The sequence below is a fragment of the Methylobacter sp. genome (assembly GCF_030680395.1).
Taxonomy (GTDB): domain Bacteria; phylum Pseudomonadota; class Gammaproteobacteria; order Methylococcales; family Methylomonadaceae; genus Methylobacter_A.
Map to the genome: position 1 here is coordinate 47,106 of NZ_JAUXVR010000011.1, position 22,061 is coordinate 69,166.

Consider the following 22,061-nt stretch of genomic DNA (forward strand, 5'->3'; position numbering starts at 1 on the left):
GATTATGCTCAGGACGATGCGAGTAAGACCTTCCAGGTTTTTAAAACCTGGAAGGTCTGGTGTACCTAGCTCGAATAACGTTTCAGGCAACCTGGCTTACAGGATTTATAAAATCGAAATAATTCTCATCATTTAAATTATTGGAGAATTTTATGTTATATCAGCACCTTTTTTGCTCTATCCTCGCCGCATGGCTGATTTTGCTTGCACCTTCTACCTGGGCCGCAACTACGCTGGTCGCCGTCGCCTCGGATTTCACTAAACCGATGACCGAAATCGCCGCCGCTTTTGAAAAAACCACCGGCCATAACGCCAAGCTGTCGTTCGGTTCCTCCGGCAAGGCTTTCGCGCAAATTCAAAGCGGCGCGCCGTTTGAAGTCTATTTGTCGGCCAGCGAAAAATACCCGCTGGAACTGGAAAAATCCGGTTTCGCGGTTATCGACAGCCATTTTGTTTACGCTATCGGCAGACTGGTGTTGTGGTCGGCTACACCCGGCTATGTTGACGCTCAGGGAGAAATTTTGAAAACCGGCACTTTCAAACACATTGCCTTGGCCGATCCCAGCCATGCGCCCTACGGTGTGGTGGCAGAGGACGTAATGAAAAGTCTGGGCGTATTAGACAAGCTGCGTCCCTTGTTCGTAATGGGCGAAAACATCTCGCAAACCTTTCAGTTTATTAGCACCGGCAATGCCGAGCTGGGTTTTGTGGGACTGGCGCAAGTCATTGATGTTAATAGCGGAAAAATCGGTAGCGGTTCGGGCTGGATCGTACCGGATAATCTGCATAGTCCATTCCGGCAAATGGCCGTGTTGCTGAAAACCGGCGTCGAAAACCCGGCGGCGCTTGCCCTAGTGGATTTTCTTAAATCGCCCACAGTATCGGCGATTATCGAAAAATACGGTTTTGGTTTGCCTCAATAATAGGAAAATACTTATGTTAAGCCCCGCCGATCTCGACACGCTGATCTTAACCTTCAAAGTGGCCAGTACCGCCACCTTGCTGATGCTGCTGTTCGGCACCCCATTGGCTTGGTGGCTGGCCCGAACGCACTCCGCATGGAAAGGCGTCATCAATGCCGTCGTAGCATTGCCGCTGGTGCTGCCGCCGACGGTATTGGGCTTTTATCTACTGGTGCTGATGGGCCCGGCCGGAACCATCGGCAAATTCACAACTTGGCTGGGATTGGGCACCTTGCCATTCACCTTTCCGGGATTGATAGTGGCGTCGGTGCTGTATTCGTTGCCGTTTGTCGTGCAGCCGTTGCAAGCCTCATTCAACGCCATCGGCGAACAGCCTTTGGAAGCGGCGGCAACCTTGCGCGCAGGCCCTCTGGATACTTTTTTCAGCGTCGTCGTGCCGCTAGCGAAACCCGGCTTCCTGACTGCTGCTATTTTAGGTTTCGCCCACACCGTCGGCGAATTCGGCGTAGTGCTGATGGTCGGCGGCAATATTCCGGACAAAACCCGCGTCGTGTCGGTGCAAATCTACAACCATGTCGAAGCGCTGGAATATGCGGAAGCTCACTGGCTGGCCGGGGTGCTGCTGCTGTTCTCATTTAGCGTATTGCTGGTGCTGTACACCGTGCTAAAAACGCACCCCGTCGCCCATCCCCTTAAGTGATAAACATGACCACAATTCAAGCCCGCTTCCAACTCGATTACGGCGACTTTAAACTGGACGTCGACTTAAAGCTGCCCGGCACCGGCATTACCGTGTTATTCGGCCATTCAGGCTCCGGCAAAACCACGCTGCTGCGCTGCATCGCCGGACTGCAACACGCGCCTCAGGGTAAGCTGGCAATCAACGGCAGTATTTGGCAAGACAGCGAACGCGGCCTGTTCTTGCCCACCCATAAACGCTCACTAGGCTATGTGTTTCAGGATGCCAACCTGTTTCCGCATTTAACGGTGCGGGATAACCTGCATTACGGCTTGAAGCGGATTAAGCAAAATTCAGGCACGGTCAAACTGGAGCACACCATTGAACTATTGGGCATCGGTCAGTTAATGGAGCGCATGCCGGAACGCTTGTCCGGCGGCGAACGACAACGGGTCGCCATTGCCCGCGCATTGGCGCTCAATCCTGAAATATTGTTGATGGACGAGCCGCTGGCGTCGCTGGACTTCAAACGCAAGCAGGAAATCCTGCCGTTTTTAAGCCGCCTGCATCAGCAACTGGACATTCCTGTGCTGTATGTCACCCATTCCCAACAGGAAGTCGCGCAATTGGCCGACACGCTGGTGATCATGGAAGACGGCCGGGCGCTGGCTTCAGGACCGCTTTCGGAAACGCAAAGCCGTCTCGACGTGCCGCTGGCGCAAGACCGGGAAGCCGCCACGGTTTGGCAGGCGACCGTCGCCGAACATGAAGCCGACTATCATCTGACCCGCGTCGCCTTTGCCGGTGGCTCACTTAGCCTACCGGCGGTCGACGCCGAGATCGGCACACCGTTACGGGTACAGATTTACGCCCGCGATGTCAGCATCGCCCTTGAAGCGCCAACCGCCACCAGCATACTCAATGTGCTGCCCGCGACCATCACCGGCATCGCCGACGGCCGAGATGGTCAAAGCGTGGTGCGGTTGCAAGTCGGCGATCAGGCGCTGCTGGCGCACATCACCCGCAAATCGGCGTTGTTGCTGGATTTGCAGATCGGCATGGCGGTTTACGCGCAGATCAAGGGTACATCACTATTAAATTAATCAACACCCCGGAGATTCATCATGAAAGTAAGTGCTCGTAATCAGTTTGTAGGTACCGTCAATGAAGTGCTTATCGGCGCGGTTAATGCCGAAGTTCATGTCGGCCTAAAGGGCGGCGAAACCATCGTCGCCTCCATTACCAAGGAATCCGTCGAAAAGCTGGCGATCAAAACCGGCATTGAAGTTATCGCCCTGATCAAAGCCCCGCAAATCATCATCGTCACCGATTTCGGCGGCTATCGGCTTTCGGCGCGCAACCAGCTGCAAGGCACGGTAACCCAGGTCAAACCCGGCGCGGTCAACGCCGAAGTCGATATCGAGTTAAAAGGCGGCGAGCAGGTTGCCGCGACCGTGACCAACGACAGCGTCGAAGCCTTGGGCTTGAGCAAAGGCAAACCGGCCACTGCGGTGTTCAAGGCTGGTGCGGTGATTCTGGCGGTTGGAAGCTGATTAGCCGGAGATAACAACCCTTAAAGGGATGCTATCTCTTTTTTATCTTCGACCGGATAGGACAGTTCTTCGCCGCAGATGCGGCAGTAGTTTGCGTCCGGCTCATGTTCGCTTTTCCGGCACCTCGTACAAATCCGCTTATCGGCGCGCGCGCTTTGTTTCCTCATTTCCTGGGATAGTTCGGCGGTGAATATGCCGGTGGGTACGGCGATGATGGCGTAGCCGGTCACCATAACTATTGCCGAGACGGCTCGCCCCAGATCGGTTTTTGGCGTGATGTCGCCAAAGCCCACCGTGGTCAAGGTTACCACTGACCAATAGATGCTTACCGGTATGTTGGTGAAGCCATTTTCCGGACCTTCGATCAAATACATGGTCGAGCCGAAAACAACCAGCAAGGTGGAAATGGTAAACAGGAAGATGGTGATCTTGAACCGGCTGGCCATCAAGGCATTAACAAGCAAATTGGATTGATTGATAAATTGCACTAGCTTCAGGATACGGAATATCCGCAAAACTCTCAGAATGCGAATGACCAGCAGAGCATGAAAGCCGGGAATGAAAAAGCTGATATAGGTAGGGACTATTGCCAACAAGTCGATAATACCGTAAAAACTGATGATGTATTTGAAGGGTCGGTGCATGCAGAAGATTCGGAGAATATACTCGACCGTGAAAAACACAGTAAAAAACCATTCCGCTTTAAACAGCTGCTCCCCGTATTGCTGACTGATGTCCGCAACGCTGTCCAGCACGATCGTCAAAACACTGGCCAGAATAGCAATGATCAGAATGATGTCGAACCAGCGTCCCGTAGGCGTGTTAGCCTGATAAATAACCTGGTATAAGTTGTGCCGCAATGTTTCTATGCGATCTTGCATGTCAATCAATCCTATTATTTTGTTATCACGCACTAGTCAATACGGAAGCTACGAGACTGCATTATTATTTGGCGTCACGGGGTGGGATATTGCTACTCGGCCCTTTTGGAGCGACATTTTAAGAAGTGTAAGGCTTATTGACAATTTTGGCGCTTTTTATGTCGGCAGATCAGAAACAGCGCGGTAAGATGAGTAGAGCAACGCGAAAACCATTGCGTAGATGATTGGTTGTGAGGGGGTTCGGCTATCGCCTTTACCACATCCTACATGACTGGCAACTGCCGAGCCAGCAGCAATAAAGGATGCTCTACCCCGCCCCCATCGGCATTGAGATAAACTGCACAACCAAAATTACCGCTAACCACCACATCCGCCGACGAAGCAGCGATGACTTGTTGTTTTAAAGCCCGTAACTGCCCGGCATTATCGGGATGCGTCAGCATGTAGCTGCCGCCTGAGCCGCAACAGATATTGTTGTCGGCCAATGCGGCAACAGTTAACCCGGGAATTTTTTGCAGCAATGCATAAACGGCTTGCTGGTTTTTGAGGATGTTGCGCTGGCTGCATGGCTCGTGGACTGCGACTTTCAGCTCGGATGCCGCCAGTTGCAGGTCGTCCGGCCAATGTTCCAGCAAAAATTCATTGATGTCGCCCAAGCGTTGACGGAACAGTTGCCCCGCTTCATCGTCATTTTGATATTCGCTTAGCATCGCACCGCAACCGGTGGCGGTGTGCAAGACAGCATCGACTTCCAGCGCGTTGAATACCGCGATGTTGTTGTCGATCAATCCGGCCGCGGATTGGCCGTTATGTTGGTGTATCGCTCCGCAGCAACCTTGTTGCGGCGGCACCAGCACTTCGTAACCGATTGCATTCAGCAGCTTGAGTGCCGCCAGTAAGGTCTCGCGGTCGAAATGTTCAGCAATACAGCCGGTGAACAGCGCAACACGGCCGCGTTTCGTGACACTGATCGGATAAGAATCGGCCAATGCCCGCAATGCCGGTTTACCCAGCAAGGCTTCGGCATTCGCCAAATGCAGTTTTTTCAACAATCCGGTGCTTCGTAACGGTTTTTGCAGACCCGATTTCAGGTAAATAGCCGGCAACGGCATTAACCATGCCCGCCAGCGCTTGTTTTCAATCAGCTTGAACGCCAGTTTTGCCATCCATTTGTTGAGCATTCCAAAATCCCGCCCACCCTTCGACAAGCTCAGGGCGAACGGGATTTTGTAATGCTCAGCTACGGCTTTTAGGCTTAACTGTACCCGAGCCTGATCGAACAACTGCCCGTAAGCCATCCGGCTTGGGCAAACGGTTTCGCAGGCCCGGCATTGTACGCAGTTATCCAGATGCATCCGTTCTTCCGCGCTGATCGGCTGATTCTCAACCAGTATCTTGCTAATGGTGCGGATGCGTCGGCGTGGGGTTTCTTCGTCGATCTGGAACATGCGAAAGGTCGGGCAACTAGCGATACAGATGCCGCAACGCATGCATTCCCCTGCATCCGGGATATACGGCCCCGACCCTAGTGGCTCGCCGGGTTCATCGTAGCTCATGTCCATAAAATCAAACATCTCAGGCCTACATTACCTTGGCATAGGCGCGGCGCAACAACTCCATTTCCGCAGGCGGCCTGCCGCGCAGCTCCGGTAGGGTCCTCATCCGGCAATCCCGGCTTTGCATCAGTTTGTGCGGCGGATCGAGCAGCATGAAGCGCACCATGTGGACGGTGATAATGCCGCCGGGCGCGTCGACTTGCTCGCTAAACTCAGGTTCGATGCGCAACAGGTCGTTGTCCAGTTGTAAAAGCTGATTGATGTTGTTAACCAGCATGGCCGGATGAGTGCTGACTTTTTCGGTGATGAACTCTTCAGGCTCCAGTGCGCTGGACAACGCGGGCAGCGGCTCCGGAAAGCAGATGCTGCCGTTGCTGTGCTGGGCGAACAGCATCAAGGCGCTGATGTCGCCTTTGTAGTAAAGCAGCAGACGATGATGAGTGAATGCGTCGGACTGGGTCATTAGACAAGTACGGTAGCCAGTAGTTCTTCAACATCCACATCCAGGATTTCCAAGCCTATTTTTTTACAATAGCGTATTTCTTTATCGGTCGGATTTTTGTTTAAAACCCAACCTTTTTTCTCTGCCGCGCCGTAAACGATGTCGCTCATCACCATGCGTTCCGAATCCCTGTTGAGCGGCACGCCTATAAACAGGTATTGTTTGCCCTTGCGGTACTCTTTAAGGAAATCGGGGATAGCGAAGCCTCCCATTAGCTCGGTGATGTAATCGACATAATCGGCATCCGAAGCGATGTAGTTGGCTTCCGGCTTGGGCGTACCCAGAGGTTTAAACAAAATGGGTAATCTGTGGTCGACCTGTTCCTGCGGGATTTCAAAATAATCGCTGCCATCGAAGTGATATATTTTAAAGCGGAACTGGCTGGCGGTGATTCTTGCAACACCGACAATCAGCGTATGCTCTTCATCGGAATAGGTATCTTGCAATTGGGTGTCCCTGTTTATATCGACAACATAAGCAGGCCGCCATTCCGCCAGCCAATCATGCACTGACGCGCGCGTATATTGGGTTTCGCCGTATAGCTTGGTGAGAAACTGGCCCAGAAAGTTCCGGCCTCTTTTTAGCTCCTGGTTCATCGCCGCTCTGGGAAACTCATACATAAGCTTGGGAGCCATCGGGTTGCCGTTATTCATCGCCAAAATCAGGCTATGACTATCGGCAGGCATGGGTGCTCCGGTCAGTTTATTGGTTGCATCAAAAAGCGCGCCAGGCCCCAGATAAGGTACGACCTTGTTTTCGTACAACCCATCAAGTATTTCAGAAAAATCAGTAGAAGACATTGCAAACTCCATTATTTAAGTAGGTGTATCTTTTTACTTAAGCAATAATTAATCCAGTTTTTACCGATTCATAATAAACAGCGTAACATTATGATTATGAAATGATTAAATGATTCTCTCCGAAAACAGGCGGTTGGAATTTTGTTGTGTTTGTAACAATTCTTCTGTTGTTTATGCTATCTACAAACACAAAATCTTCCATAAATTAGTATCAACACTTCTATATAGAAGGGTGAACTTTAAGGCAGGCACGAATATTCGATTTAGACTCCAATAGGTGGCATCGTCCCTCGCTCCGGCGTCACAGCCATTAAGTTAATGGATTTTAGCGAGTGCTAGTTCCCAAGCTCCAGCTTGGGAATTCGGTGTGGGAAGCTCCAGCTTCCCGTCTCGCGAAGCTGGAGCTTCGTCGTCTGGGTTCCCAAGCTGGAGCTTGGGAACCAGCGTAACCTTGCTATCCCTTTGGCACGCACGGCGCGCCCTACTCGATTAACATTTTTTCTTAACTTAATGGCAGTGACGCACTACGTGGAAACGATAAAACCATTTGTTGAATAGTTTGTCGTTGGATGCTCTCACATCCCTGCCGGAATGACGGCGATATAGCTTGCGTGGATTCCTATGGATATTAGGACAAGGTTAAATAACCATACTGTTACTAAGCTTACAGAACATAACAAAATGTTTGAAATACAACGCTGTCCGCTCCCTGCCTAAATAAAAATAATCAATACGATTCAATAACATAAATACAATATTAGCAATTGGCACACCGCTTGCTTTAGTCCTAATGTCATTAACAACAACGTCCTACAAGAGGAGAAGATCATGGCATTACGTCAATGTGCAATATATGGTAAAGGTGGAATTGGTAAGTCTACTACAACTCAAAACCTGGTTTCTGCGTTAGCAGAATTAGGCAACAGTGTAATGATAGTTGGCTGCGATCCTAAAGCCGACTCTACCCGTTTAATTCTTCATGCAAAAGCTCAAACTACTATTATGAGCTTGGCTGCTGAAGCGGGTAGTGTTGAAGATTTAGAACTTGAAGATGTACTGAAAGCGGGTTACCGTGGTATTAAATGCGTTGAATCAGGCGGTCCTGAGCCTGGTGTTGGTTGTGCGGGTCGCGGTGTAATCACGGCGATTAACTTCCTTGAAGAAGAAGGTGCTTATGATGATGAACTTGACTTCGTTTTTTATGATGTACTTGGGGATGTTGTGTGTGGTGGCTTTGCCATGCCAATCCGTGAGAACAAGGCGCAAGAAATTTACATCGTCTGCTCGGGCGAAATGATGGCGATGTATGCCGCCAATAACATTGCCAAGGGTATTGTGAAATACGCTAACTCAGGCAGTGTGCGTTTGGCCGGCTTGATTTGTAACTCACGCGAAACTGCGCGTGAAGATGAATTGATCTCGGCTTTGGCTGCAAAAATCGGCACCACCATGATTCACTTTGTACCCCGTGACAACGTTGTACAACGTGCTGAAATTCGTCGTATGACTGTTATCGAATACGAACCAGGACATAAGCAGGCGCAAGAGTACCGCGATTTAGCTATCAAAATTCGCGATAACAAGAACTTCGTTATTCCGACACCTATCACGATGGATGAACTGGAAGAATTAATGATGGAATTCGGCATTATCGATCAAGAAGACGAATCTATCATCGGTGTAACTGCGGCCGCTGAAGCAACCGCTTAATAAATGACCAACCGTAGAGACGCGATTTATCGCGTCTCTGACTGTAGATACGCGATAAATCAGACGCGATAAATCGCGTCTCTACGGGATTCCCGTCCTAAAACCTGTCTGTTGGGGGATTACCCACGGCATAAGTAGGAGACACTCATGGCTGCTCTAACAAAAGAAGAGACCGAAGCGCTTATTCAAGAAGTGCTGGAAGTCTATCCCGAACAAGCAAGGAAAGATCGCGCCAAGCATTTGGCGGTTAACGATCAATCCCTGGAAAAATCGAACAAATGTATCACCTCAAACCGTAAATCCCAACCCGGCGTAATGACCATTCGCGGTTGCGCTTATGCCGGTTCCAAAGGGGTGGTTTGGGGCCCGATTAAAGATATGATTCATATCTCGCACGGCCCGGTCGGTTGCGGACAGTATTCGCGCGCCGGTCGTCGTAACTATTATGTCGGTACTACCGGTATCAATACGTTCGGCACAATGAACTTTACTTCCGATTTTCAGGAAAAAGACATTGTTTTCGGCGGCGACAAAAAGCTCGCGAAAATAATGAACGAAATCGAAGAATTGTTTCCATTAAACAAAGGTATCAGCATTCAATCGGAATGCCCGATCGGTTTGATTGGGGATGATATTGAAGCGGTCGCCAAAAAAGCCAACAAAGAAATCGGCAAACCTGTGGTGCCGGTTCGTTGCGAAGGTTTTCGCGGTGTTTCTCAATCGCTGGGCCACCACATTGCTAACGATGCGATTCGCGACTGGGTATTGGAAAACCGCGACGGCGACGATAGCTTCCCCACCACGCCTTATGATGTCGCGGTGATCGGCGACTACAACATCGGCGGCGATGCCTGGGCTTCGCGTACTTTACTGGAAGAAATGGGTTTGCGCGTCGTTGCCCAATGGTCCGGTGACGGCACCATTGCGGAAATGGAAAAAACGCCTAAGGTGAAACTGAATTTGATCCATTGCTATCGCTCGATGAACTACATTGCGCGGCACATGGAAGAAAAATACAAAATCCCCTGGATTGAGTACAACTTCTTCGGCCCGACCAAAATTGCCGAATCGTTACGCAAGATTGCTGCGTTATTCGATGAAACGATTCAAGAAGGCGCCGAAAAAGTTATCGCCAAATACCAGTCTGAATACGATGCGGTTATCGCCAAATACAAACCGCGTCTGCAAGGCAAACGCGTGATGCTGTATGTCGGTGGCTTGCGTCCGCGTCATGTTATCGGTGCGTATGAAGATTTGGGCATGGAAGTGGTCGGTACCGGTTACGAATTCGGTCACAACGATGACTATGACCGTACTATCAAGGAAATGGGCAATGCCACGTTGATTTATGACGACGTGACCGGCTATGAGTTTGAAGAGTTCGTTAAGCGAGTTCAACCTGACTTGATCGGCTCCGGCATCAAGGAAAAGTACATTTTCCAAAAAATGGGCATTCCGTTCCGCCAAATGCACTCCTGGGATTATTCCGGTCCTTATCACGGTTATGACGGCTTTGCCATCTTCGCCCGAGATATGGACATGACACTGAACAACCCTTGCTGGAAACAGGTAAAAGTGCCCTGGAAAACAGCTGAAAGTTCAGATGTAGCGGTCGCCGCAAGCGCTTAATTTTGTGTGGGAGCGGCTTTAGCCGCGATAATCGCGGCTAAAGCCGCTCCTACTCCTTCAACCGTCGTCCACAGATTAGTGGCGCGTAGGAGATTATCATGAGTCAAGAAGTCGAAAACATACAACCGAGCTACCCTTTATTCCGTAACGATGAATACAAGGAAAGCCTAGCCAACAAACGTGAAGCTTATGAAGAGCGTCATCCTCAGGAAAAAATTGATGAGGTGTTTCAGTGGACAACCACCAAGGAATACCAGGAACTCAATTTTAACCGTGAAGCGTTAACCGTAAACCCTGCTAAAGCCTGTCAACCCTTAGGTGCGGTACTTTGTGCGCTGGGTTTTGAAAAGACCATGCCTTATGTTCATGGTTCGCAAGGCTGCGTCGCTTATTTCCGTACCTATTTCAACCGTCATTTCAAAGAGCCTGTTGCCTGCGTTTCAGACTCCATGACTGAAGATGCGGCGGTTTTCGGCGGCCAGAAAAACATGATGGCCGGTTTGGAAAATGCCAAAGCGTTGTATAAGCCCGACATCATTGCCGTATCAACCACTTGTATGGCTGAAGTTATCGGTGACGACTTAAATGCGTTTATCAATAACGCTAAAAAAGCCGGCCATATCGAACAGGAATTTCCAACACCTTATGCGCATACCCCAAGCTTTGTCGGTAGCCATACTACGGGTTGGGATAACATGTTCGAAGGCATGTTGCGCTATTTCACGCTGAATCATATGGACGACAAGAAAGTCGGTTCAAACGGCAAGATCAACCTGGTTCCAGGCTTCGAAACCTATCTGGGCAACTACCGCGTCATGCACCGCATGATGAAGGAAATGGGCGTTGATTACTCGTTATTGAGCGATCCTTCCGAAGTATTGGATACACCGGCGGACGGCACCTTCCGACTGTATGCCGGCGGCACTACCCAGGCTGAAGTGAAAGACGCGCCTAATGCGATTGACACCTTGTTGCTGCAACCCTGGCAGTTGGAAAAAACCAAAAAGTATGTGCAAACCATCATGCATCAACCCGCTACCGCCATCAATATTCCGATGGGCCTGGAATGGACCGATGAATTCCTGATGAAAATCTCCGAACTGACCGGCAAACCGATTCCTGCTTCGTTGGAACTGGAACGCGGTCGCTTGGTGGACATGATGACCGACTCGCACACCTGGATGCACGGCAAGAAGTTTTCCTTGTACGGCGATGCGGATTTCGTGATGGGCATGACCAAATTCCTGCTGGAAATGGGTGCCGAACCGACCGACGTATTGTGCAACCATGCCAACAAACGTTGGGCTAAAGCGATGGATAAAATGCTCAAAGATTCGCCTTATGGACAAAAAACCGTCGTCCATACCGGCAAAGATTTATGGCATTTCCGTTCATTGGTCTTTACCAACAAACCGGATTTCATGATCGGCAATTCTTATGGCAAGTTCATTCAACGCGACACCTTCTATAAAGGCGAAGAGTTTGAAGTGCCGTTGATCCGCATTGGCTTCCCGATCTTTGACCGGCATCACCTGCACAGAATGACAACACTGGGTTACGAAGGCGCTATTTATATGCTGACAACCCTGGTTAATGCCGTTCTGGAACAGTTGGATAAAGAAACCAAAGGCATGGGTACGACTGACTATAACTACGATTTGATTCGTTAATTTGGTAGAGACGCGATTTATCGCGTCTGTCTTAAAGAAGAGACGCGATAAATCGCGTCTCTACACCCAATCCAATGCGTGTAAACGGAGAACTCAATGCCTAGTGTCATGTTGAAAAAAAATGCAGAGGGCAAATTAGTCTTCTACGTACCCAAAAAAGATTTGGAAGAAGTGGCGGAATCCGTTGAATTCGATAGCCCCGATAAATGGGGCGGTGAAGTTCTGCTCAGCGACGGTTCAAAATATTATTTCGAACCGATCAATGAACAACCGGATTTTCCCGTTACCTTGCGCGCAAAACGTTTAGATTCAGGAGAATAATCATGGCCTTATATATTGTTGAAGCGGATTGTATTTCATGCGGCGACTGCGAACCGGTATGCCCGACCATGTCAATCACAGAAGGTTCTATCGTCTTTAAAATCGACAAAAAAACCTGCACTGAATGCGAAGGCGATTTTGACATTCCTCAATGCGTCAAAGTTTGCCCTATCGACAACTGCATTCTGCCGCTTGAGGCATAAGCAGATGAACAGCCAGGCTGCACTCTCGCGAGAACTGGCTTTACGTATTGGGCTGGCCGCTCGCGCTTTGCCCGATACGGATGCCAAACGCTTACTTTCAGTATTGACCGATTGCATCGGTCTTCCCATCACTGAAGAAAAAATTATCGGCATTAACCTGAAAACACTCAAAACCGCGCTGGCGGGTGAGTTTTTAGATGTTGACGCGCCTTTATTGACCCATGCTTTAAGCATTCTTAAATCCGGTCTGGATACTCACCCTACCGCGCTGACACAACAAGCCTATGCTGATGGCGACATGCCCGGTTCGGTTCGGATTGCCTGCGCCAGTAATGACGGCATTAACGTTGACGGTCATTTCGGTTCTTGCAGTCAATTTTTGATTTATCAGGTTTCAGCCGATGAAGCCCGGTTAATCGACATCCGTAACCCTGACATACCTAAAGGCCTGGAAGTGGATGATAAAAACGTGTTCAGAGCTGAACTGATTCAGGATTGCCAGGTACTTTATATCGCCTCGGTAGGCGGCCCTGCGGCGGCAAAAATCGTCAGACTGGGCATACATCCCATGAAACTGCCCGGCATTGAAACCATTGCCGACATCATCGACCAGCTACAAACCGTTATTGCCGGAACTCCGCCGCCCTGGCTGGCTAAAGTCATGGGTGTTGAAGCAAGCGATCGGTTTAGATTTGAAAGGGAAGCGACGGGATGATTACCACAAATCAAGTCAACGCCATAGCGGCAGAAATCGAAGCATTGGGTGTCGATGAAAGCACGGTTTCAGTGCTAAGACAACAATATCAAGCCATCCATTTTACTTACTGTATGGATGACGATCTGCCTAATAATACGCCGGTCATTGAGCATAAAGACTTCAATCTTTATTTAGTTGATGGCCGGGAACACTGTCTGTGCCTGACCAATGATTATGACGTTGCAACGGGCATCGTCGTTGCAGAAGTCATCCCCGACTAAACGGAACTTATCGCATGTCCAGTCGTGAAAGCCCTGTCAGCGTTCCTTTTGCAGATTGCAGTTTATGTCCTTTTCGCGGCAAAACCCTGCTGATGGGGCGCTGCATGCCCGGCGATACCTGTGTATTCGTTGAAAGCGGAAGGCAAATCGACCGCTTTTTTCGCGTCAACCCAAGTTATGCCGAACAGTATCTACACGACAATTTTTGGGAAAGACGCGCTATTGCGGTCCGTTATGCACCGCAAAAGGCGTTGACCGAGCTGATTCATGATGAAGATGAAGTGGTCAGGCGGGCAATCGCGTATCGAATACCGGTATCTCAGCTGCATCTGTTAATCGATGATCCGGATAGAGAAGTACGCATGACCGTAGCCGATCGTATCGCGCCCGCCGATCTGGAAAAGATGGCTGACGATCAAGACTATATCGTCAGATTAACGATAGCCGGAAGACTGCCGGAAGGACGCCTGTTTCGTTTTATCCGGGATGAAGACCTGCAAGTGCGAAAAATCGTTGCTCAACGTTTGCCCGAAGTCAGCCTGGGTTTAATGGCTCATGACAATGCGCCTGAAGTCAGGCGCATTGTCGCCGAACGGATGAACCCTGATGATGCCGTGATCATGCTCAATGATGCCGACTGGGTGGTGCGCTATACCGCTGCCCAGCGTGTTGATCCCGAGGCATTGGTCGGTCTGCTTGACGATCCCGAGCCTGATGTCAGGGCGGTAGTAAAAGAACGGTTAACAAGCATTGCCCATATAACAAATGAGATAGAGAAATAGGAAACAGTGTATGGCTGATCAACCTTTTCAACTTGACGGGCAACAGCTTGCAAAAATCTGTAAGCACACCCTGCCCGACCAAAATGATGAATTAATACTCTCTAAGCTTCAATCGCTGAACTCTGGCTATCCGATTCGCCTGGCCAGAACTGGTGCCGAATGGTATCGCCTGGGCGGCATTGTCGATATGGATGGCAACCGTATCGCCAATGATTTGATCGAATGGACCGAAAGAACCTATATCGAATGCGGCAAAAACCTGCAAACCCTGATTGATCACGCACGGGAGCAAAAGCTGATTGCCACGCGGCAAACCGGCAACACCCTGTATTTTGTTATTCAAACCGGCAGCAAAGCGGAACAATTCATCCAGATCGACATTGATAAAACCCATGAGATGTCGGATCGGTTACTTGTTAATGAGCAAAATCCGCCGGAAGATTTAGAAGAATTTATTGATCCACTGGACCCGGAATGTATAGAAACATTCTGCATTGGAACCTCGCGTTATTCTTATCGACGTAAAACTGACGTGTCGATTTTCATGGATGAAATCAATAAATACCATGTCAAAGAACATCCGGTGCAACGTTTTATGGATGACTGGAACCGAAGTAGCGCCCAGCAAAAAGCCGCGCTTTGCGATGACTGGATTGTCCGGCCTTTCAGGCATACCGGACGCTTCGGGGAACAAATAATCAACGTCGAAATTATCAATACCCAGCAAAAAAACGTACCGCAACTGGACGATATTAACGGCAAAAAAGGCACCTCGCTGCATAACCTGTTGACCCGCTTCGACCGGCAGGCGGGTTATCCATTTGCCTGGTTCTTTTATATGGTTAAAGGCAAGCTGGTTTCTCCGCACAGCGGCTTGGCGGTTTTTAAGGATATTAGCGGAGATTTTTCTTATTTACCCGAACGTGATGTCGCAGTACTTAAAGACTGGATTAACACGCCTTACAGCGTGTAGCGAACACTCGATTTTTCATCACCCGCTTTGTAATGCAAAGCCTATTTTTAAACCTTAGGAGTAAACACCATGTCAATTGCACAAATAAAAGCATTCTCTGAACAAGCAAAAGCAGATCCCGAATTAAAGGAAAAACTGTTAGCCGTTCAAAAAATCAGAGAGCTGATTGCATTGGGCAAAGAATATAATTTTGAACTGGATGAAGTAGAACTGTATCCGCCCAACGAACCGCAATTTGTCGAAGAACAACTTTCTGAAAGAATGGCTAAGGCGTTGTTGAGAGTTTAAGTTTTCGTAGGTTGGTGCTGACCTAAGGAAGCCCAACATTTGATCCGCTGAATTGTTGGGCTTCGTACCTCAGCGCCAACCTACAAATTATCCGACATACCAGCCTGGCAAATTTGTTGCCAGGCTGGATGGTCTTGCAGGATTGTTAATGCCGATTCCAGCAGCGCTAAACCCGATTCTGTCCGATGCCAGGTCGATGCACCGGACGGATGCGGCAGCGGGATCGCTTCTGTGCGATGGCCGTGAAAAGTAACGGGATGAAGCTTGCCGATCACATCGTTGAGTTTTTTGACCGGCATCAATTGGCTGATCGCCAGTTTGCCGACCGGCAGGATCAGGTCGGGCTTAAGCAAATCGACTTCCGCTTGCAGCCAGCCTGCGCAATGATCAATTTCAACCGAACTCGGCACACGATCGCCGCCCTTTGGATTTTTACCCGGAAAACAGCGACATACCGCAGCCATGTAAACACGCTGCCGAAAAGTCTCCTCATCCAGCCCGATGCGCTCAAACCATTTGAACATCGTCTTACCGGCTGTCCAGGCAAACGGTTTGCCGAAACCGCCTTCTTTATCGCCGGGCGCTTGGCCGATCAGCAAAATCTTTGATAATACCGGGCTCCCACTCACGACCGGTCCGATCATCTCCGGGCATTTGCTGCAATCCGACAATGCTGTTCGATGAGCCCGCATCAGTTGTTCTTGTATAGGCATGTCTTTAAAGATCAATCTCGATACCGACCGGACAATGATCAGACCCGAGAATCTCCGGCAGAATAAAGGCCTGTTTGACTTTATCGACGATCGCTTCACTGGCCAACACGTAATCGATCCGCCACCCGACGTTTTTTGCCCTGGCCCCGGCGCGGAAACTCCACCAACTGTAAGCAACGGTATCCGGATGAAAGTGCCGGAAAGTATCGACCAGTCCGGCGTCGAGAAAACGGCTGAAACCGTCGATTTCGACCTGGGTATAACCGGACGATTTATTGTAGTTCGGCTTCGGGCGCGCGATATCGATTTCCCTGTGCGCGACATTAAAATCGCCGCAAGCGATTAGCGGCTTCTTGCTTTGCAGCTGCCGGCAATAGGCCAGAAATTCACGATCCCAAGTTTGGCGGTAATCCAGCCGGGCCAATGCCTCTCCAGAATTCGGCACATAAACATTGAGCAGGTAAAAATGTTCGAATTCGGCGACGATCACGCGGCCTTCAAGATCATGCTCGGCAATACCGATATGACTGATAACTTGCAGCGGCTCTTTCCGGGATAAGATCGTAACGCCGGAATAACCCTTGCGTTCGGCACAGCAGGAATAAATCCGGTAACCGTCGATGCCTTCCAGTGCCTTATCGATCTGATCGGCCTGGGCCTTGGTTTCCTGCAGCAGAATGCAGTCGGCGTCGAGTAGTGCTAGCGTTTCGGCAAAGCCCTTGCTTTGCACAGCGCGAACGCCGTTAACATTCCAGGAAATTATTTTCATGCGATGATTCCTTCTGACAGGTTAGAAGTTGAGACTTTAATGGTGAAATTGTATTTTCTGGCTTTGGCTTTCTTCAAAAAAGATAAGCAGGTAGCTCTTTCATTATGCATGAACAGGTTTTATGTTTTGAAGAAATACAAAATTCCATTGTTTTAATGAAAGACCTATTCCCATTTGTTGTTGCTTTTCATATTGCATAAAGATAAAGCATTTATGGCAAATCAATTTATTGTGAAGTAGCTATCAGTTAAGCTTTTCTTTTTATGCTAAGTAATTGTACTTATAAGTCAAATGTAAGTAGAATTTTACTTATATATTCAAAGATACTTGTTATTTTTATATCAAAATTTGTGAAGCCTGACAGCCATCTATAACTTTAACAGTATTAGTATTTTGGTGTTGGTGCTAACTGTCACATTAAAGATCTCTGAATTGCTTTAAAAATCATATTTATAATAACAAAAACAAATTGATTATGACTTATCCGCACGTCATTTTTTGGGCCAAGAACTCTCTATTTTTCTTGTTTCTTTTTACCTTGCACGTGCCTGTGGCAAATGCGGCGGCCGGTGCTGCCAGTGTTTCTGACGAACATATCCGGCAGATTGTCGCGGAACTGCTGAAGAAAAAAGATCAAACAATTGCCCAACTCGAAGCCCGACTCCAGCAATTGGAGCACACGCCAACTGCTGAAAACACGCCTGCCGAAACCGGAACCGCGCCTGACGCCCAATCCGGGTATGCCATTGTCAATAAACTCGGTGATTTGACTGAGGAAGTGGAAGCGCTTAAAGAAGCGGCAAAAGAAAAAGGCCTGAACATTAGCGGCTTTTTTGACGTGAATGCTAAAACCTAATGATACCAAGTAAATAGTCCTCCCCGAGCTTTTGCTCTGGTTTGATAGCACTGATGTTCAGGCCGTTGTGTTGTCGGGATGTATAAGAAACTTTCTGAGTTGGCATTATTCCAACAGTTATGATTGTTCTGACATCCTGTTAGGTAAAATTTAAACAGCTATTCAACCGTAGCCGCCAAGGGTTCGAATCCGCATGTCAAATTCATTGTTACCGGAGCGCATGCTGAAGCGTAACTTCATTTCTTCGCTATTTATCATTATTGTCGTTATTGGCATTTCAGAAGCACTGGTCATGCTACTGCTTGATGTGATACAGCAGTGGATTATTGTGTTGACGCCAATACAGGGCGCTGCTTTAGACGCCCTGCTTCTGACCTGCCTGAGTGCGCCTCTGTTGTGGTGGTTAGCGTTGCGGCCCTTGGTCAAACGTATCGCGAGTAAGCAGACCCGTACGGAGGAACAGGCCAGATTGAATTCAGAACTCCGCACCAGTCAGGGCTTGAGTCTGTCGCACAGCATTGTGGTTGAAAAACATCGTGGTAAATTATTTTTTGAATCCACCGCAGGGCTCGGCACGACATTCCACGTCCGCCTGCCCATCAAGCTCGAAGAACGGGAATAAACCTATAAACAAAAATTGCTTATTTACGAACAAACCTTTACCGTCACCCTACCAGAGGTTGAGATGATATCTGATCAGCGAAACAATGAACCAGCTCCAGCAAAAAGTGCTTGTTATCAACGCAAGAGTTACATGATGAATGTTATTTTTGTGGTCTGGCTCGCTTATAGTGCACTTGCACTGGGTTGGTTCATCATGAATGGGTCGTCCGTTCATCAATGTACAAATCATGTTATTTAATTTCAGGAAAAAGTAATGAACGACCAAGAAGATTTGCTAAAGCCCATTCGTATCCGGGTTGATAGTGTCATGATGATTACGGTTGCCGTTCTGTTTTTGGCTACCGTAACTGCCGGGGTGATTTATGACGGAATAATTCTTAGCCTGGCTGTTGGCATTCCAGCCATCGTCATACCTTTTTTCATATGGCGCTCAATGCCGGGCATGCTGATTTCAAGACTGGCGATGGCAAGCGCATTTGTAATTCTGATAGCCATTCAAATTCAGGTCAGTCATGGACTGATAGAGATGCATTTCGGTCTGTTTGTGGTTCTTGCCTTTTTATTGGCTTACCGGGATTGGCGACCGATTATTTTCGCAGCAGGGCTGATAGCCGTTCATCATTTGGCTTTTAATTTTTTACAAGCCGCGGATATGGATGTGTGGGTATTTCGTAATGGAGCAAATTTAGGCGTTGTGATGCTTCATGCGGCCTATGTGGTATTTGAGTCGGTAATTTTGGTGCTTTTGGCTGTTCAGCTGCGAATAGAGGGCATTGAATCGGCAACCGTAGCTTTTCTGGCTGAACGCATCACCAATGGCGATTTAAGCTCCAGGATTGAACTGCATCAAAGAAGTAAGAACGAAGGCATGTTACGTTCCATGAAGATCATGCAGGACAGCTTGTCCGGCTTGGTGAAAGAAATCGAAAATATGGTGGACACCGCTGTTCAGGGAGATTTCAGTATAAAAATAGATCTGTCCGATAAACAGGGTTTTGGCAAAACTATCTGTACACTGCTCAACCAGTTTTCTGAAACGACTGAAGTCGGCCTGAACGATGTGATGCGGGTAACCAGCGCTTTATCTGCCGGTGACTTAAGCCAGAAGATGACTAAAGACTATCCCGGTATATTCGGTCTAACTAAAAATGGCGTGAATCATACTGTTGACTCTCTTACTAAAATCATCAGCGAAATTCATGATATTGTTGACTCTGCGTCTGCCAATCGCAGTGATTTCAGCCTCAAAATGGACATGCTTGATAAGCAGGGCTATACCAAAAATCTTGCTGAGTCATTCAATCAACTTTCCATCGTCATCGAGACTAGCCTGAATGATGTGTTGCGTGTCTCCAATGCACTGTCTGAAGGCGATTTGACTCAGACTATCGACAAAGACTACCCCGGAACATTGGGTAAAGTGAAAGTTGCGATGAATTGCACGGTAGATAGCCTGAAAAACATGATAGGAGAAATTCAGGAGACTACCGATACCATCAGTGCCGCTACCAAAGAAATCGCCGCCGGTAATCATGATTTATCTCAGCGCACTGAGGAGCAAGCCGCCAGTTTGGAACAAACCGCGGCAAGCATGGAAGAATTGACTTCCACGGTGCAGGCCAATACTCAAGGGGCCGAACATGCTAATCAGCTTGCTGTCGATGCATCCGATATCGCAACACAAGGCGTCAGCGTAGTGAGGCAGGTTAATTTGACGATGAATGATATTAACCAGTCTTCACGCAAAATCGGCGACATTATCTCGGTCATTGATGATATTGCTTTCCAGACTAATATTCTTGCCCTCAATGCCGCAGTAGAAGCAGCCCGAGCCGGTGAACAAGGCCGGGGGTTTGCTGTTGTTGCGGTAGAAGTACGCAATCTTGCTCAACGCGCCGCCAAGGCAGCTGGAGAAATTAAAGAGCTTATTCACGATTCGGTGGATAAAGTTCAGGATGGAACCAAACTGGTCGCTCAGGCCGGTCAAACCATGGAAGAAATCGTTAAATCCATTTGCAGTGTTACCGCCATCATGTCTGAGATTCGCGCTGCTTCAGTTGAACAAACGTCCGGCATCGGACAGGTTAATCAAGCCATCGGCCAAATGGACGATGTAACTCAACAAAATGCCGCCCTGGTGGAACAGGCGGCAGCCGCGGCAGAATCCTTGGAAGAAAAAACGCAGTATTTATCGCTTATTGTAGGCAATTTTAAATTGCATGGTAATTCAAAGGGTTCTTTTGATGCTGCAACGATACAAAAAGAAACAACAGTAACCCAACCGAGCATAAGTAAAAATCCACCGGTAGCAGTAGCCAAGTCGAAACTGCGATCGCTACCAGTAACTTCAAGCACTGATGAATGGGAAGAATTTTAAATAGCTATGCCTTAGATAATATTGTTTTTATGTATATTGCGCTGTATCTAAACCATACAGCGACAAAAAATCGCGCCATATCGAAAAAACGGCCATGAATAATACAACCGACTGCCTGCTAATGAAGTGGTATGACTAAAATCCATCAGTTCATCGGCAGCGAACTCCAATTATTGCCAATACCGTCTGATACGAGCCTGATTTACGTTGTCTCATACAAAGTTCAACCGGTCGGATTAGGTTCAATTTTGGTAAATTTGCTCTGCACCAGCCAATTTTTGACCGGGATCGGGTGCGCAGCAACAAATAAATTAACGCCGTGTGTTAATTCCCGCCGTTCCCAGCCAGTCTTATAGGCCGGAAACGCCATTCCCTTCGACTTTGCAATGCATCGCTTTGCAGCTAGAGTAAAACCAGAATCAATAAAATAATCAGCAATAGCCCGATCCCGCCGCTGGGTCCATAACCCCACCCCCGACTATACGACCAAGTTGGAAGGGTTCCGAGCAATACAACAAGTAAAATAATGAGTAAGATTGGGTTAATTGACATGGTAATTCTCCAGTAAGAGGAAAAACGCTAAATTAAAAACTGTTCCCAAAAGTTGGATCTTGGGATGTTGCCTCCTTACAGCGGATCAGGATGCATTAGCCCAATATCCCCATCGGGTGCTCGAATAGATGCTCACGAAATAATTTAAAACTCTCTGTATGTCAGCAAAATCAATATCCTTGCCACAAGGTCGATAAAGGTTTTATCGCAATACTCATGGATATCTTCCTTAAATAACTGAAAATACAGCTTATAGTCGGGATCGAACCCGGTCTGTGCGCTATCCAACATAAATCCGCTCTCCTGCGTAAAACCCTTCCGTTAGCTCTATTCTTCCCGGTTGAAAAACGCAGTTTCCGTCGTGCGGTTTTTTGCCGCATCAGAGAGGTTGCAACCGCTGCGCGCCTTCTTTTGCGACCGCTTGTTGCCTGTCAGACGCCAAACCACTCTTGTCCCGGTCAAGGTCAGCCTGATCGCTTATTCCGAACCCAGGTTACTTACGGATTCCGGTATGGTTCAAATTTTCAAGCTTTTCAAGATCCTCTTTTTGAGTCAAATCCACTCCGACGCTGACTATAAAACTGGTAACGGCTTCAATATCCATGTTCGATTTTACGACCTTTGATTGGTGCACAATAATGGTAAATCCGGAAGTGGGGTTTGGCGAAGTAGGCACATAGACAACCAGCATTTCGCCTACTTTATTGGTGACATAAGCCGGC

25 protein-coding genes and 1 pseudogene are annotated in these 22,061 nt (G+C 48.4%); 17 read left to right on the forward strand and 9 right to left on the reverse strand.

All coding sequences use genetic code 11. The features are described 5' to 3' along the window. The first annotated feature begins 152 nt into the window (after positions 1–152). Genes modA through Q8L79_RS06530 form a run of 4 tightly spaced genes read left to right on the forward strand, consistent with a single transcriptional unit; the run spans position 153 to position 3,155 of the window. Positions 153–923 (forward strand): molybdate ABC transporter substrate-binding protein, encoded by a 771-nt coding sequence (gene modA / locus Q8L79_RS06515; protein WP_305269234.1) that lies wholly within the window; start codon positions 153–155, stop codon positions 921–923. 13 nt (positions 924–936) lie between these two features. After that, positions 937–1,623 carry a molybdate ABC transporter permease subunit gene (gene modB / locus Q8L79_RS06520; RefSeq protein WP_305269236.1) on the forward strand — a complete coding sequence of 229 codons (687 nt, stop codon included), beginning with the start codon at positions 937–939 and terminating at the stop codon, positions 1,621–1,623. Between the two features lie 5 nt (positions 1,624–1,628). Continuing rightward, positions 1,629–2,705 (forward strand): molybdenum ABC transporter ATP-binding protein, encoded by a 1,077-nt coding sequence (gene modC, locus Q8L79_RS06525; protein WP_305269238.1) that lies wholly within the window; start codon positions 1,629–1,631, stop codon positions 2,703–2,705. A 21-nt stretch (positions 2,706–2,726) separates the two neighbouring features. Then, positions 2,727–3,155, forward strand: coding sequence for a molybdopterin-binding protein (locus Q8L79_RS06530; protein ID WP_305269241.1), 429 nt, complete (start codon positions 2,727–2,729; stop codon positions 3,153–3,155). 20 nt (positions 3,156–3,175) lie between these two features. Here the strand turns inward: Q8L79_RS06530 and Q8L79_RS06535 are convergent, their stop codons facing one another. The 4 genes from Q8L79_RS06535 to Q8L79_RS06550 all read right to left on the reverse strand — a co-directional run bounded on the left by Q8L79_RS06535 (position 3,176) and on the right by Q8L79_RS06550 (position 6,894). After that, positions 3,176–4,036, reverse strand: a complete 861-nt coding sequence (locus tag Q8L79_RS06535; protein ID WP_305269244.1) for an ion transporter — start codon at positions 4,034–4,036, stop codon at positions 3,176–3,178. 263 nt (positions 4,037–4,299) lie between these two features. Further along, positions 4,300–5,610, reverse strand: coding sequence for a (Fe-S)-binding protein (locus Q8L79_RS06540; protein WP_305269247.1), 1,311 nt, complete (start codon positions 5,608–5,610; stop codon positions 4,300–4,302). 7 nt (positions 5,611–5,617) lie between these two features. After that, entirely contained in the window at positions 5,618–6,055 is a 438-nt protein-coding gene (locus Q8L79_RS06545) for a hypothetical protein (protein ID WP_305269249.1), read from the reverse strand. Continuing rightward, complete coding sequence (locus Q8L79_RS06550) at positions 6,055–6,894, reverse strand: SIR2 family protein (protein ID WP_305269251.1); 840 nt, start codon at positions 6,892–6,894, stop codon at positions 6,055–6,057. The genes Q8L79_RS06545 and Q8L79_RS06550 overlap by 1 nt, the downstream gene beginning before the upstream one ends. 828 nt (positions 6,895–7,722) lie before the next feature. Here Q8L79_RS06550 and nifH point away from each other — a divergent pair. The 10 genes from nifH to Q8L79_RS06600 all read left to right on the forward strand — a co-directional run bounded on the left by nifH (position 7,723) and on the right by Q8L79_RS06600 (position 15,448). Then, complete coding sequence (nifH, locus tag Q8L79_RS06555) at positions 7,723–8,604, forward strand: nitrogenase iron protein (RefSeq protein ID WP_006892491.1); 882 nt, start codon at positions 7,723–7,725, stop codon at positions 8,602–8,604. A 147-nt stretch (positions 8,605–8,751) separates the two neighbouring features. Beyond that, the gene (gene nifD / locus Q8L79_RS06560) at positions 8,752–10,233 is read left to right on the forward strand and encodes a nitrogenase molybdenum-iron protein alpha chain (protein ID WP_305269253.1); all 1,482 of its coding nucleotides are present in this window, start codon (positions 8,752–8,754) and stop codon (positions 10,231–10,233) included. Between the two features lie 98 nt (positions 10,234–10,331). Next, entirely contained in the window at positions 10,332–11,903 is a 1,572-nt protein-coding gene (gene nifK, locus Q8L79_RS06565; RefSeq protein WP_104430124.1) for a nitrogenase molybdenum-iron protein subunit beta, read from the forward strand. Between the two features lie 96 nt (positions 11,904–11,999). Continuing rightward, positions 12,000–12,224: a putative nitrogen fixation protein NifT gene (nifT, locus tag Q8L79_RS06570; RefSeq protein ID WP_305269264.1), complete on the forward strand. Its 225-nt coding sequence runs from the start codon at positions 12,000–12,002 to the stop codon at positions 12,222–12,224. Positions 12,225–12,226: 2 nt separating this feature from the next. Beyond that, positions 12,227–12,427, forward strand: a complete 201-nt coding sequence (locus Q8L79_RS06575) for a 4Fe-4S dicluster domain-containing protein (RefSeq protein ID WP_006892495.1) — start codon at positions 12,227–12,229, stop codon at positions 12,425–12,427. A gap of 4 nt (positions 12,428–12,431) precedes the next feature. Continuing rightward, positions 12,432–13,142 (forward strand): nitrogen fixation protein NifX, encoded by a 711-nt coding sequence (gene nifX, locus Q8L79_RS06580; RefSeq protein ID WP_305269271.1) that lies wholly within the window; start codon positions 12,432–12,434, stop codon positions 13,140–13,142. Continuing rightward, the gene (locus tag Q8L79_RS06585) at positions 13,139–13,405 is read left to right on the forward strand and encodes a DUF6129 family protein (protein WP_305269274.1); all 267 of its coding nucleotides are present in this window, start codon (positions 13,139–13,141) and stop codon (positions 13,403–13,405) included. The genes nifX and Q8L79_RS06585 overlap by 4 nt, the downstream gene beginning before the upstream one ends. Positions 13,406–13,419: 14 nt before the next feature. Next, positions 13,420–14,187, forward strand: a complete 768-nt coding sequence (locus Q8L79_RS06590; protein ID WP_305269277.1) for a 4Fe4S-binding leucine-rich repeat protein — start codon at positions 13,420–13,422, stop codon at positions 14,185–14,187. 10 nt (positions 14,188–14,197) lie between these two features. Beyond that, positions 14,198–15,160 (forward strand): hypothetical protein, encoded by a 963-nt coding sequence (locus Q8L79_RS06595; protein ID WP_305269280.1) that lies wholly within the window; start codon positions 14,198–14,200, stop codon positions 15,158–15,160. 69 nt (positions 15,161–15,229) lie between these two features. Next, positions 15,230–15,448: a Nif11-like leader peptide family natural product precursor gene (locus Q8L79_RS06600; RefSeq protein WP_305269283.1), complete on the forward strand. Its 219-nt coding sequence runs from the start codon at positions 15,230–15,232 to the stop codon at positions 15,446–15,448. Positions 15,449–15,528: 80 nt separating this feature from the next. On the opposite strand, the gene Q8L79_RS06605 is transcribed toward Q8L79_RS06600, so the two are convergent. Both Q8L79_RS06605 and Q8L79_RS06610 read right to left on the reverse strand, forming a co-directional pair. Next, entirely contained in the window at positions 15,529–16,161 is a 633-nt protein-coding gene (locus Q8L79_RS06605) for a uracil-DNA glycosylase family protein (protein ID WP_305269286.1), read from the reverse strand. A 4-nt stretch (positions 16,162–16,165) separates the two neighbouring features. Next, positions 16,166–16,930, reverse strand: a complete 765-nt coding sequence (locus tag Q8L79_RS06610; protein ID WP_305269289.1) for an exodeoxyribonuclease III — start codon at positions 16,928–16,930, stop codon at positions 16,166–16,168. A 475-nt stretch (positions 16,931–17,405) separates the two neighbouring features. On the opposite strand from Q8L79_RS06610, the gene Q8L79_RS06615 reads away from it, so the two are divergent. From Q8L79_RS06615 to Q8L79_RS06625, 3 genes are all read left to right on the forward strand, one after another. Beyond that, positions 17,406–17,786, forward strand: coding sequence for a hypothetical protein (locus Q8L79_RS06615; RefSeq protein ID WP_305269292.1), 381 nt, complete (start codon positions 17,406–17,408; stop codon positions 17,784–17,786). Between the two features lie 193 nt (positions 17,787–17,979). Beyond that, positions 17,980–18,408, forward strand: coding sequence for a hypothetical protein (locus Q8L79_RS06620; RefSeq protein WP_305269295.1), 429 nt, complete (start codon positions 17,980–17,982; stop codon positions 18,406–18,408). A gap of 255 nt (positions 18,409–18,663) precedes the next feature. After that, positions 18,664–20,787: a methyl-accepting chemotaxis protein gene (locus Q8L79_RS06625; RefSeq protein WP_305269298.1), complete on the forward strand. Its 2,124-nt coding sequence runs from the start codon at positions 18,664–18,666 to the stop codon at positions 20,785–20,787. A gap of 402 nt (positions 20,788–21,189) precedes the next feature. On the opposite strand, the gene Q8L79_RS06630 is transcribed toward Q8L79_RS06625, so the two are convergent. From Q8L79_RS06630 to Q8L79_RS06640, 3 genes and pseudogenes are all read right to left on the reverse strand, one after another. Continuing rightward, positions 21,190–21,339: a DUF3309 family protein gene (locus tag Q8L79_RS06630; protein ID WP_370869888.1), complete on the reverse strand. Its 150-nt coding sequence runs from the start codon at positions 21,337–21,339 to the stop codon at positions 21,190–21,192. Positions 21,340–21,483: 144 nt separating this feature from the next. Next, on the reverse strand, positions 21,484–21,630 hold the full coding sequence (locus Q8L79_RS06635) for a hypothetical protein (RefSeq protein ID WP_305269301.1): 147 nt from the start codon (positions 21,628–21,630) through the stop codon (positions 21,484–21,486). Between the two features lie 202 nt (positions 21,631–21,832). After that, a pseudogene (locus Q8L79_RS06640) lies at positions 21,833–22,061 on the reverse strand (hypothetical protein); the annotation flags it as partial.